The sequence below is a fragment of the Acetobacter ascendens genome (assembly GCF_001766235.1).
Lineage (GTDB): Bacteria > Pseudomonadota > Alphaproteobacteria > Acetobacterales > Acetobacteraceae > Acetobacter > Acetobacter ascendens.
The window spans coordinates 1874676-1887149 of record NZ_CP015164.1; the positions used below are offsets into that span (position 1 = coordinate 1874676).

At 49.5% G+C, this 12474-nt stretch carries 8 protein-coding genes and 2 pseudogenes; 4 read left to right on the forward strand and 6 right to left on the reverse strand.

Annotated elements, in window-relative coordinates; genetic code table 11:
* Nucleotides 1-15 precede the first annotated feature (15 nt).
* A pseudogene (locus tag A4S02_RS08955) lies at nt 16-576 on the reverse strand (cytochrome ubiquinol oxidase subunit I); the annotation flags it as partial.
* 490 nt (nt 577-1066) lie between these two features.
* On the opposite strand from A4S02_RS08955, the gene A4S02_RS08960 reads away from it, so the two are divergent.
* The 4 genes and pseudogenes from A4S02_RS08960 to A4S02_RS16355 form a co-directional block, all read left to right on the forward strand.
* On the forward strand, nt 1067-2098 hold the full coding sequence (locus A4S02_RS08960) for a Dyp-type peroxidase (RefSeq protein ID WP_070323555.1): 1032 nt from the start codon (nt 1067-1069) through the stop codon (nt 2096-2098).
* Between the two features lies 1 nt (nt 2099).
* Entirely contained in the window at nt 2100-2894 is a 795-nt protein-coding gene (locus A4S02_RS08965; RefSeq protein WP_070323556.1) for a family 1 encapsulin nanocompartment shell protein, read from the forward strand.
* Between the two features lie 432 nt (nt 2895-3326).
* Nucleotides 3327-4817 (forward strand): amino acid permease, encoded by a 1491-nt coding sequence (locus tag A4S02_RS08970; protein WP_408736031.1) that lies wholly within the window; start codon nt 3327-3329, stop codon nt 4815-4817.
* Nucleotides 4817-5473 (forward strand): annotated as a pseudogene (locus A4S02_RS16355) (hypothetical protein); the annotation flags it as partial. The gene A4S02_RS08970 and the pseudogene A4S02_RS16355, both read left to right, overlap by 1 nt.
* A gap of 26 nt (nt 5474-5499) precedes the next feature.
* On the opposite strand, the gene tnpC reads toward A4S02_RS16355, so the two are convergent.
* The 5 genes from tnpC to A4S02_RS09000 form a co-directional block, all read right to left on the reverse strand.
* Nucleotides 5500-7110 (reverse strand): IS66 family transposase, encoded by a 1611-nt coding sequence (gene tnpC, locus A4S02_RS08980; RefSeq protein WP_070323557.1) that lies wholly within the window; start codon nt 7108-7110, stop codon nt 5500-5502.
* Between the two features lie 63 nt (nt 7111-7173).
* On the reverse strand, nt 7174-7521 hold the full coding sequence (gene tnpB, locus A4S02_RS08985) for an IS66 family insertion sequence element accessory protein TnpB (RefSeq protein WP_020944072.1): 348 nt from the start codon (nt 7519-7521) through the stop codon (nt 7174-7176).
* On the reverse strand, nt 7518-7877 hold the full coding sequence (tnpA, locus tag A4S02_RS08990) for an IS66-like element accessory protein TnpA (protein ID WP_070323187.1): 360 nt from the start codon (nt 7875-7877) through the stop codon (nt 7518-7520). The genes tnpB and tnpA overlap by 4 nt, the downstream gene beginning before the upstream one ends.
* Before the next feature lie 253 nt (nt 7878-8130).
* The gene (locus tag A4S02_RS08995) at nt 8131-9240 is read right to left on the reverse strand and encodes a protein kinase domain-containing protein (RefSeq protein ID WP_157885538.1); all 1110 of its coding nucleotides are present in this window, start codon (nt 9238-9240) and stop codon (nt 8131-8133) included.
* A 371-nt stretch (nt 9241-9611) separates the two neighbouring features.
* Nucleotides 9612-12236 carry an AAA family ATPase gene (locus A4S02_RS09000; protein WP_070323558.1) on the reverse strand — a complete coding sequence of 875 codons (2625 nt, stop codon included), beginning with the start codon at nt 12234-12236 and terminating at the stop codon, nt 9612-9614.
* Between the last annotated feature and the right edge of the window lie 238 nt (nt 12237-12474).

Sequence of the window (12474 nt, forward strand, 5' to 3'; positions counted from 1 at the left end):
CCAAAAGGGCTCTAAACGGAATGGGAAAGAAGGATTAAAGATAATAGCCAACCAATCTGCTGGCATAAAACGCCCTGTTGTGGGGTCTATCATATAACCACGCGGCGTTTGCATCCAAGAGTTGGAAGACAGAATCCACGTCATGGAAATTAACGTGCCTACCGATACGCAGCACGTAGCAGCAAAATGCAGCTTACGCCCAACCTTGTTCATGCCGAATAGCATGATGCCAAGAAATCCGGCCTCAAGAAAAAATGCTGTCATAACCTCATAAGACAAAAGAACCCCTGTAATGGGGCCTGCCTTTTGAGAAAAAACCGACCAGTTTGTGCCGAATTCATACGACATCACCAGACCGGAAACGACGCCCATACCAAAAACAATTGAAAATACCTTGATCCAGTACCGATACAGATCAAGAAAAACAGAACGTCCAGTTTTCAGCCAGCATCCTTCCAATACAGCCAAGTAAGCTGCCAGCCCGATTGAAAAGGCCGGAAAGATGATATGAACACCTACAGTAAAGGCAAACTGGAAGCGCGCCAAAAGAAGCGCAATATCATGCGCAGGTTGCATAGGTTCTTTCCAAACTTATAATTATGGTGTTTTGACCGAAAATTGACGTTGGATATCAATAAAAACTCTATCTATACGCCATAAATTCTACGGATATGCATTATACATCGGAAATAACACCATCATGATTTAGCATTTAAGCTAAATCAATAGAAAGTGTTCGTCCAAGATATTTTGTTTATCTTATGATAAAAGATGCTTATCACAACAATTCATCATCTGATGGATGTGTTTATTTGATACCACCTTCCACCTTGCCACAAATATTGATCTGCCTATGCTAGGCATTAGAGCCCTTTTGGAAAAGGCCGATGACGCCGAAATAAGTATGGACGAGACCTCTACATTAACACGAGAATGACGGAAATCCGTTATTTCCTGATGCTATATGTGCGCTCAGTGAGGCTGATTTAGCGTCAGATTACGATTTTCCAAAAGGGCTCTTAGTCGTAATTTTATAACGCATCATATATTTAGGAGTTCCCTCACAGTGGTTACACCGCAGCCAGTTGATACGAAATTAACACAATCGGCCCTCTTTCTTGTGATGACCCTGAATGATGCCCCTGCGGTACGCACGCAGGTGCTGGACCTGCTTGGTGATATTTCTTCACTTGTACGCGGGGTCGGGTTTCGTATTCCAGATGGTAAATTAAGCTGTATTACCGGTATTGGATCAAATGCATGGGACCTACTTTTTGGCGCACCACGCCCCAAGGAGCTTCACCCTTTTCAGGAAATTAACGGCGTGCATCATGCCCCCTCAACACCGGGGGATCTTTTGTTCCATATTCGCGCTACGCGTATGGATTTATGCTTTGAACTGGCAACGGCCCTTACGTCCAGACTGGAAGACGTGGCAAAAGTTACAGATGAAGTACATGGTTTTAAGTATTTTGATGCACGAGATCTGCTTGGTTTTGTTGATGGCACCGAAAACCCAACCGGACAGGCAGCTTTTGCGGCAACAGTTATTGAAGATGAAGATCCATCCTTTACGGGCGGCAGTTACGTTATTGTCCAGAAATACCTGCATGATCTAAAAAAATGGAATTCTATTCCGACTGAAGTTCAGGAACACATTATCGGTCGCAAAAAAGTATCCGACATAGAATTGCCCGAAGCAGCCAAACCCAGCTATGCGCACAATGTTCTTACCAACATTGAAGAAAACGGGCAGCAGCTTCAGATTGTGCGTGACAACATGCCTTTTGGAGAAGTGGGGAAAGGAGAGTTTGGTACATACTTTATTGGCTATGCACGCTCCCCTGCACGCACAGAGCAGATGTTACAAAATATGTTTATCGGAAAGCCACCGGGCAATTACGATAGAATTCTGGATGTCAGCACAGCGGTAACAGGGGCACTTTTCTTTATTCCCACAAGTGAATTTCTTGACGATGCTCCCAACATGAGCACAGAAAATACGCAGGCATCTCCAGAACCTACATCCGCTCTTCACAACACAAAAGCACTTCATGGTTCTCTCGGAATTGGATCATTAAACAATAAGGACGCCTGATATGAACAACCTGCATAAACATCTCGCCCCTATTTCCCACGCAGCTTGGGCCGAAATTGAACAGGAAGCCTCTCGCACCATCCGCCGCAATCTGGCCGGACGGCGCGTGGTGGATACACCAGAACCAAAAGGCACAGCATTTTCCAGTGTCGGCACTGGCCGCAATAAACCGATCCAGCCCCTAAGCGATGGCATACAGGCCGTACAGCGCGAAGTGCTTCCTGTTGTTGAACTGCGTGTGCCCTTTACCTTATCACGCGAAGAAATTGATGCTGTAGAACGCGGCTCTCTGGATTCCGATTGGCAGCCCGTTAAAGATGCCGCGCAGAAAATTGCTTTTGCAGAAGACCGCGCCATTTTTGAGGGTTATGCTGCCGCTGGTATTACGGGTATTCGGAAAGCATCATCAAACCCTCTCACAAAACTGCCAGTTGCTGCAAAAGATTACCCTCGGGCCATTACCAATGCATTGGACACATTGCGCCTTGCTGGTGTGAACGGCCCCTATGCGCTCGTGCTTGGCACAAAAGCTTATCAAGCTGTGAGCGGCGGAGATGATGCTGGTTACCCTGTTCTCAAGCATATCGAAAGCCTGATTGAAGGTGAACCAATCTGGGCACCCGCTATTGAAGGTGCCTTTGTTATCTCCAAACGCGGTGGAGATTTGCAACTTGATATCGGGCAGGACTTTTCCATCGGTTATCTAAGCCATACGACAGAAACCGTTGAATTGTATCTTCAGGAAAGCTTTACCTTCCGCGTGCTTACAAGCGAAGCAACTGTCTGCATCGAGTAACTTTTTGGAGAGGTGTCGTGCCATTTACAATAAGATGGTCACGACATCTCACTTAAACATCCAATAAATATCACTATTTATCCTATTTTATGAATTAGCCATTCATTCGTATTTGACAAAAACAACTCTTGATTTAGATATTATAATATATTTTTAACTCCGATATATAATATATAAAAAAATTTTTACTTTATTATTTCAAATTATATTTAAGTAAATATAAATACACTCACTAAAATATTCCATATAAATTCAAATAAACCCTGTTGAGTTTATTTTTAAAAAACAATATATACATCAATTCTACGGCATTTCGATTCTGCAATGACTTCCCTGAATCTGCGATTACTGTTATTGCATTATCGAAACAAGGTGCGTTCCATAAAATATATTGCAGATTTCGCACTGTCTGTTGTCATGGAGATAGAAATTTTGGACACAAAAACTTCTTCATCCCACCCTCTTCAACAGACTTCAGAAGGATACAAACAAGCTTTAGGCAAACGTCAGATCCAAATGATCTCTATCGGAGGTGCCATTGGAACTGGCCTTTTTCTTGGTGCGGGAAGTAGGCTTCAGGCCGTAGGCCCTTCTCTTGCAATCGTTTATCTGGTTTGCGGCGTTTTTTCCTTCCTTATGCTCAGAGCATTGGGGGAACTGGTTATGTACCGGCCTACCAGCGGCAGTTTTGTTTCCTACGCGCTGGAATTTCTTGGGCCGCGCGCTTCTTATGTAGCTGAGGCACTTTCGTTCTTCAGTTGGGCCATGACGGGTATTGTCGATATTACCGCCATTGCCCTTTACATGCATTTCTGGGGTGTATTTGCTGCCGTTCCACAATGGGTTATGGCGTTAATGGCCCTTATGGTTATTACATTAATGAATCTTATTGGTGTAAAATGGTTTGGCGAGATGGAGTTCTGGTTCTCGCTTATTAAAGTTGCAGCACTTTTAATTTTTCTTGTTGTCGGAAGTGCTATTTTAGGGCTGCGCGTACCAATTGATGGACACACGACAGGCCTACAACTGATTACGGAGCATGGTGGCCTGTTCCCTCATGGGGCTCTGCCTGCGCTTGCCCTCATGCAAGGTGTTGTATTCGCCTATTTCGGCATTGAGATGATTGGCACTGCCGCCGGTGAATGCCAGAATATACGTGAAATTCTGCCATCTGCCATTAACAATGTTATTTGGCGGATCATTATTTTTTACGTTGGTACTGTTACTCTTCTTGTGCTGCTTCTGCCGTGGTCATCTTATCAGGCGGGTATTAGCCCATTTGTAACGTTTTTTTCCAAACTCGGTATCCCGGGGGTGGATTCCCTTATGAACATTGTCGTGCTCACGGCAGCACTCTCCAGCCTGAACTCTGGCCTTTATTCCACAGGCAGAGTGCTTCGGGCTCTGGCACTTAACGGATCCGCGCCACGGTATCTAACATATATGAACACACAGTCTGTTCCAGCAGCAGCCATTCTTACAACTGTTGCCATTTACCTGGTAGGTGTTGGACTAAACTACCTTTTGCCATCACAAATTTTCGAAATCGTACTCAACATGGCCTCTCTAGGGATTATCAGCACTTGGTGCTTTATTCTCTTATGCCAGATCAAATTACGTCAGGCTATTAAGGCTGGTCGTATTGCTCCTACGGGTTTTGCAATGCCCGGTGCTCCTTGTACATCATGGCTAAGTATTGTATTTTTTCTCTGCATTTTACTGCTGATGGCACTGGATTACCCAACCGGCACCATGTCTATTGCCGCCATTCCATTATTGGCTCTTGTGCTGATTATTGGATGGAAGTTCTCCAACCAGAAACCACACAATATTGTTCCACAAACACTCTCCTCGGTGGAACTTACTGATGATGCAGACTTTCCATGTGCGGAAAACACTCAAGTTTCCAAGGAGCACATTTGATGAGCAGCATTTTCAAAAATTTTCTCTATAAACCTTTGCGTTTCCTACTGCCTCTTGCCTTATCAGCCGTTACTGTAACAACATACTCCCCTAACGCACACGCGGCTGATCAGTGGTACACTGGGTCTCTGGTTTCTCCGTCAGGCCCCCTCTCTAAACAGGGCATGTTTCTTTTAGAACCTTATATGTACTACTCTGTACCTTCAGGTATGATAGGGCCACACAATAACAACGTGCCTATGTCCTCCCCTCGTCAGCAATCGGTTACCAGTTTTACCATTTACCGATATGCCCTAACGGATTACCTGAGCATTCAAACCACTCCGGCCATCAGTTATCGGTGGAAACATGGAGACACAACCAGTAGTGGCCTGAAAATGGGGGATGTGCCAGTTGATCTGATGTGGCGCTACCTTACAGCAGATCCCAAAAGGTTTATTCCCACACTTAACCTGATTACCGGCGTTTCCTTTCCTACGGGTGATTACTCTCACCTAGGACGTTCGCAGGATGGTGTTGGCAGCGGGGTTTACACATATCGCGCAACGTTAACCGAACAGTCCACTTACACCATGCCCAATAACCACGAGCTGAGGTTACGGTTATGGGCGACCTTCCGCCGCGCGCTTAACTCTGCCCATCTGAGAGATGTTACGTAACGGGCCGTTCTGGGCCGCCTTGATTATGCGACCTGTCTGTGCGGTGTATTCAGGGGTTGCCAATTCCATGGCAATAGTTCGTGGAGCCGATTGATCTTGTGCTCGTTGATACGGGCCAGGACGTCGGCGAGGTAATCGTGCGGGTTGATGCCTGAGAGTTTTGCGCTTTCGATAAGCGTCATGGCATCAGCGATGTTGTCGCCCCCGGCGTCTGAACCGGCAAACAGATAGTTTTTCCGCCCGACGCATACCGGTCGTATGGCCCGCTCGGCAGGATTGTTGTCGATGGCAACACGACCATCTTCGAGGAAGAGGGTAAAGGCTGCCCACCGGTTGAGCGCATAACGGATTGCTTTTGCCAGTTCCCCCTTGCCTGGGATACGGGCGAGCTGTGTTTCGCACCATGCGTGGAATGCTGTGACACGAGGGCGGCTTTTTTCCTGTCGGACAGCCAGACGATACGGAGCAGGAGACCCGGTGAGCTGCCGCTCGATATCGTAGAGTTCCCCGATCTGCTCGAGTGCTTCCCTTGCGATTGTCGAATCACTGCCCTTCCAGACATCATGGAAGGCCCTGCGGAGATGAGCCCAGCAGGCCGCTTCGCGCACATGCACGGTTCCCGTTGCATCGGGTTTATACAGATCCCTGAACCCCGCGTAGGCGTCAGCCTGCAGAATGCCCCGGAACTGTGCCAGATGGGTCTGGGGATTGATCCCCTTGCGATCGGGAGAGAACCAGTAGGCCACGGCGGGCGGATCACTCCCGCCCCAGGGGCGGGGATCGCGCAGATAGGTCCAGATCCGCCCTTCCTTCACACCACGTGGTTTCCCAGCCTGACGCAGGCGAGGATCAAGAACCTGGATGGGTGTATCATCGGCATGCAGCAGGTCTGCCTTTACGACATCCTGACGGATCAGATCTGTGAGAGGACGCAGAACGGCAACGGCCTGACCACACCAGTCGATCAGGGTTGAACGGGGAATGTCCACACCCTGACGGGAAAAGATCTCATTCTGACGATAAAGCGGAATGTGATCATCGAATTTTGAGACCAGGATATGGGCCAGCAGCCCGGGGCCAGCCATGCCCCGTGGGACAGGGCGCGACGGTGCTTCAGGCTGTACCATTGTTTCGCAATGACGGCAGGATTTCTTCAGCCGTGCCGTTTCGACAACTTTCAGTTTTGCCGCAATAAAGTCCAGTATTTCGGTGACATCTTCGCCAACGAGGCGTAGGGGACCGCCACAGGCGGGACAGGCCTCGCCCGGGTCGAGAACAATACGCTCCCGTGGTGTCGTGTCGGAAACCTTTGGTTTGCCGCGCCATCTGGGGGAAGAGACCACACCATCGCTGTCATCGTGCTCCCTGATGTCAGGAGAAGGATCGGCTGCCGCGATGGCGATTTTCACATCTTCAAGAAGCAGTTCGAGCTGTTCAATCTCACGGTCTATCTTTTCTGAACTGGCCCCGAATTTCTGTTTCTGAAGACGCGCGATCCGGATTTTGAGAGACTGGACAAGAGCTTCATACGCACGGGCTGAAGCGGAAAGCCGAGCCACTTCAGTCTGCAGGGAAACAATCATTTCCCTCAGGATATCTGGATCATCAGGCAGGACCGCGGGCGCATGCGTCATTATGAAAAAATAGCAGAAAACCCAATAAAAGACAAAAGGTTCTGCACGATCACGCCATAAAAATCAGGCCACGCGAGACGGTGGCGCAGACCAGGAAGGTCGTCTCCACTCCATGCCTTCCCACAGCATGGCCATCTGTGCGGCTGTCAGGCGTGCAACGCCATCTGCCGGCGAGGGCCATGGAAAACGTCCCTTCTCAAGCACCTTGTAATAAAGACAGAACCCCTGACCGTCCCACATCAGAAGCTTGATCCTGTCCCCACGGCGACCACGAAAGGCAAAGAGCGCTCCCGATGTCGGGTTCTGACGCAGCACGTCCTGTGCCAGTGCAGCCAGACCCGATATCCCCTTGCGCATATCCGTAACCCCGCAGGCCAGATAGACGCGCACACCGTTGCCCACGCCAATCATGCTGTCTCGGCAATCCGGATGATCTTCGCCAGAAACTCTTCTGCAGGATGTCCCGTCACCTTGATACTGCGGCCATTACGCAGCATAATGGCCAGCCCTTCATTATCATCGCCAGAGACCAGAGCAGGTGTCTTCACTGCAGCGACAGGAACAAACGCCACAGACTGATCCGGGGAAGACAGTCTGTGGCGGAAAGACGTCCGCCATTGGTAAAGATGTTGACGGGTCAGGTCATGCCGACGGGCCACATCCGATACACTTGCCCCGTCCACACCAACTTCAGCCAGTATCGCAAGCTTGCGTTCATCCGACCAGCGGCGACGGCGTTCAACGCCAATCAGGATTTCTTGAGCCATAGCTACCTCCCAAACAACGTCAATAACGACGTCGTTAACGACGGTAACTTACCAGGCACAATCCTCACTCATAAGGCGGTCTCAAGCGGCCGCTTACTAAATAGTCATCATCTACTGTTCGTCTTGTGGTGTCGTCGCAATGACTACATGCCGATAGAACGTGAACAATGAAAACATCCGGATGCCATGCATGAGATCAATAGCAATTGACTGCCATCCGGATGTTAATGTATAAAATTAATAATTAAAAATTCTATTGTTTAATATTATAATAAGAATACACTTTTGATTTGACGCCGCTAAGTTGTTTAGATGGAAATTCCCAATTTTCATCTAAAGCGATTTCATTCAGATAATTTGTATGAAGTTTCACTTGTTCATAGAATTCGTTCGACCGTAACTTGATGCTCTCAAAAAGAACTTCGATTAAACATTCTGGGTTTGGCCGTTTTTTAGGATCAATTTCCATGCAATTTTTAACTATATCAAATATGTCTTTATAGCATACATCAAGATTAGCATTTATGGGACACCCTAAATTAATCCACTCACGCCATTTACTTTCCCTATTAAGATTTTTAAAAGCTTCACCTTTTCCTAGATGCCATGGAGTAAAATCTGACCCTTCTGGATGGTAGCCATTGCTAATAAGCTCAAAAAGCATAATTCCAATAGTAAAGATGTTGGTTTTCTCGGTGAGATCCGATTTATTCCATTCAGATTTATCTTTCCATTGCTCTGGGGCGCAATACGGTGCTGTTCCGCGGAATATTGGATGTTCTTTAAATAAATCAACACTCCCAAAATCCCCAATAAGTGGAGTTAAGGGTATGTGTTGATTGGAGTTCAATTGATGTGTCTTATTATAATCACGAAAAAAAATGTTTTCTGGCTTTAAATCTTGATGGCAAACTATATTTCGTTTTGAGAGGTGTATTAACCCGTATAATATTTGGATTATAATGGCTATTTTTTCAACATCAATTATAATGTCGTTATTAATTAATTTTGACAAATCTCCTTCCCAAAATCTAAAATATGCGACTGGTGTTCCAAGATGAAAACTGAAATTATGAGGCCAATGTATGTTAGGATGATAATAAGCCTTACTTTGCAATTCAAATTCTCTAATAAATCGTATTGCAGCTTCATTGGGAGGTATGCTTTTTTTTGATATCGGAAACTTTGCACTTACTTTTTGAGGAAAAACATCGTTTCCATTATTCATGACAACAATTGTTCCGGAAAGCCCTTCCATTCTTTTCAAAACGTCTTCAGAATTAATGAAATTTGTGAGTATTTTCCCCTGATCTTCATCTGATAACTCTTCGAATTTGCTGCGGGGGAAATTTTTCATTGTCATATATAGGGTCTTTCCATTTTGGATTGGCATCAATACACGTCTATTTTGCAATATGACGTATCTCGTGTCATTTGATAAATAATTCAGAATACAGCACGAGAAACTTCGTACATATTCGCCTATGCGTCACACTAAGCTACAAATACAAGTCAATGATTGAACTCCCCCAGCGTGTCAATAATAAGAGGACATTCCGCTTTCTCCCAATAGACTGCCCGTCTGCTCAGGGATGCCGACGCCTCATGTCAGCCATTCAGTCTGCCAATCTTCTTCCGCCAGAGCAGACAGTTCGCCGGCACAGCGAACTGATGTCGTTTGCGTTTGAAAGGGACGTCCTTCGACAAGTATCAGCTTGACGCACTGGAATTTCGTCATGCGACCTTCTCCTGTCGGACTCGGATATTAGCGATCCATCTCTCCAACGTTTCGATTTCCGTTTGGATGGCACTCGGCGCGGGAATACGCGGGTTAATCTCGCCGGGTTGGCTGTGGAGTAGCGCCGAGCATCTGCCAAAGGCCTCTCGCATCGTCGTGCAATCACCATCAGTGAGAGCGGTGAGCTTAATGAGGCCGGTGGTATCGACCTTACGCGACAGTCGCCGGATCACCGGCCCGACGACTTCCTCGACGGCACGCTCCCATGTCGTGCGCAACTGGTCCTGAAAAGAGGTCACCTCGCGCAACCACTTGGCTTGATCGCCGCGTTCATAATGGATTGTCACGTTGGAAAGGTGCGACTTCATGCCGTCGAGCACCTTGTCTAGCGGCATGACAGTAGCGGGTGGTTCTTGATGGCAAAAGCCTGAATTGTTGGCGCCTCTGCTGACAAGGCGATAGGTGACGGGTGTAGCTTCGAGGTCTTTGGTAGCCCGACACGCTTCATCGAGTAACAGCAGGAAGGCCATGTCGTGAGTAAAGACTACGACCTGTCGGGACTTGCCGGCTTCGGCCAGGCGCGTCGCTACGCGATCACGATGGAGATGATCGAGAGACGAAACGGGGTCATCAAACACGATTGCGGACTGCGCGTCGATTGTGGAGAGTTCCGCCAAGAACGCAGCGAGAGCTACGCAGCGATGCTCGCCCTCGCTCAGAACCTTCCCAACTGGCTCGCTCGGCTTGTTGATGAGCCGAACCTGAAAGAAGGGGACACCGGCAGTCGTCTTTGCCTGCTGGAGCTCAATGGCGAGCCCTGCGACGCCGAGCTTGTCTACTTCAACCGCAAAACGCCCACGCAGGCGATTAGTAACGAGGGCCTGCGCAATCCGGGCGCTCTGTTTGGTGATCTTGTTTGTAGCCGTGTCCCTGCCTGCCTTTTCGAGAGTCGCTATGGTCTTGAGACGAGTGATCTGTGCGAGTACATCGGGCAGAACGACGCCGAGCCATTTGCGATCGGCAAGCCCATCGCGTTCGGCGATAAGCGCAATTCGCTGAGGTGAATTTGTCTCCGACCTCAAGGCATTCATACGGGTCTCCAAACCGGAAAGGGCGCTTCGCAAGGGATTGACAGAAAGCGCAACAGCCGGCGGCAACATTGGAACGGTTTCGGAACGATGCATGCGCAGGATGGCGCGCAGACGCCATGCGAGAACCAAAATCTCGCGACGAACCGATGTGGCGAGGGTCTCTTGTCCAAGATCGTCCCGGATTAGCGTGATGATTGTCGGGAGTTCGGACATCGCGATACCCTTCGACGTGGCATCCTTCAGTGCTTTCTCATAGACCCTCTCGGCCTCTTCCTCTCGACGCTTGCTCTCGTCCTGGACGAAGGCTTCGAAGCTGCTCAGGCGTTTCGAGGCTTCTTTGCTGAGAGGCTGCTGGCAGAGAACGCAATGCGCGCCGGCGTCGGTAACGGGAAAGCCTTTCTCCGGATAGGCTGACGCACGGGAATAGTCGCGGGCTGCCTCCCAGAGCGACTTCCACACGTCTGACCCGATGTCGGGCAGAGGTTCGTCGGCGAAGAGGTTCGCGGAAGCAGCAGCGACCGCCTGACGTGCCGTACCAAGACGTGCGTAGGCGTCGTGCAGTGCGGTCCGGGTTTCCTCAGCCACGACAGCCGCCAAACGCTCCAGACGGTCAATGGTCGTCTTGAGGTGGGTCTCGTGACCCTGAAGCTGGCGTAACGTGCGCGCCGGATCGCTGGCGAGATCAGTGACCAGAGTCTGAAGCTGGGATTCCTCATCGACATTGATGCCCGCCAATTTCTCGACGGTTTCAGGCTTGGTCTTCCCTGAAAGGGCGGCGACCAGCTTGCCGACCTCGGTTTCGGGCTTGCACTCGGGGTTGTAAAGAACGGCTGGCGTTTGCTCCTGCAGGGTCTTGATCTCGGCGGCGAGCTTAGCCTTCACGTCCAGGCAGGCCTGCGCGAGGCCGGCGAGGATGCGGAGAGGAAGAGGCGTGTAGGCAAGATCGTTGGTGTTCTCGACATGGACATTGGCGGTGCGTGAATCGAATACGCTGACCGCCGAGAGCATCGCGTCGGTCGGTGAGCCTTGCGTCCATGAGGCGTTGTGCTTCTGACCGCCAATATAAAACTCGACATGAGCGGACGGCGTGCCCCCATCGGCCGCGTAGATGTTAGGTAGGATCGCATCACCCTTGGGAGAGCGAGCCCTGCAGAGCTGTTTCAGAACACGAGCATAGCCGGACTTGCCGGCACCGTTGTCGCCGTAGATGACTGTCAGACCAGCCCTTCCAAAGGACAGACGTTCGCCTGGAGCGAGAGCGTTGACGTTGGACAGGCCGTGCAGCGCACCGAGACTGACGACGGCATGGCTGGCGGCGGGATCTCGAACGTGGGTCGCATCCAGCGGCGAGCCTTGGTTGGTGCCCTTGCAGATGGCCACGAGCGACGTCAGGTCCGCCGGCTCCAGCTTCGCCTGACCACATAGCCGCCGTAGGGCGTCCCGTTGCCAAGCGGGGATGTCCGCTGACCATCTGAGGATGTCAGCAAGAGCCGCCGCTTCAGTGGAGAGATCTCTATCCTGTCCGTCCATCTTTCGCCTTCATTCCAAAACATATAGTCTTTCAGATAGCGGCCATAGTACCACGGCCATCTACCGATAGTAGTTTGCCCATGTTAACTGTCAGGGTAGCGTGCATCGCCTATCGCGTCCCGAAGATCATTGCTGGCGAACAGGTGGCTTCGATATCTGAAATATTAGGCTATGAGACGCCAAGTGCATTTGCAGCCAGGTTCAGGCGAATTATGGGAGTGACGCTTGGTAACTATCG

Excerpts from the sequence above, each read along its gene's own strand:
- A4S02_RS09000 (WP_070323558.1), bottom strand. The coding sequence starts at position 12,236 with ATGGACGGACAGGATAGAGATCTCTCCACTGAAGCGGCGGCTCTTGCT.
- tnpC (WP_070323557.1), bottom strand. The coding sequence starts at position 7,110 with ATGACGCATGCGCCCGCGGTCCTGCCTGATGATCCAGATATCCTGAGG.
- tnpA (WP_070323187.1), bottom strand. The coding sequence starts at position 7,877 with ATGGCTCAAGAAATCCTGATTGGCGTTGAACGCCGTCGCCGCTGGTCG.
- A4S02_RS08995 (WP_157885538.1), bottom strand. The coding sequence starts at position 9,240 with ATGACAATGAAAAATTTCCCCCGCAGCAAATTCGAAGAGTTATCAGAT.
- tnpB (WP_020944072.1), bottom strand. The coding sequence starts at position 7,521 with ATGATTGGCGTGGGCAACGGTGTGCGCGTCTATCTGGCCTGCGGGGTT.
- A4S02_RS08965 (WP_070323556.1), top strand. The coding sequence starts at position 2,100 with ATGAACAACCTGCATAAACATCTCGCCCCTATTTCCCACGCAGCTTGG.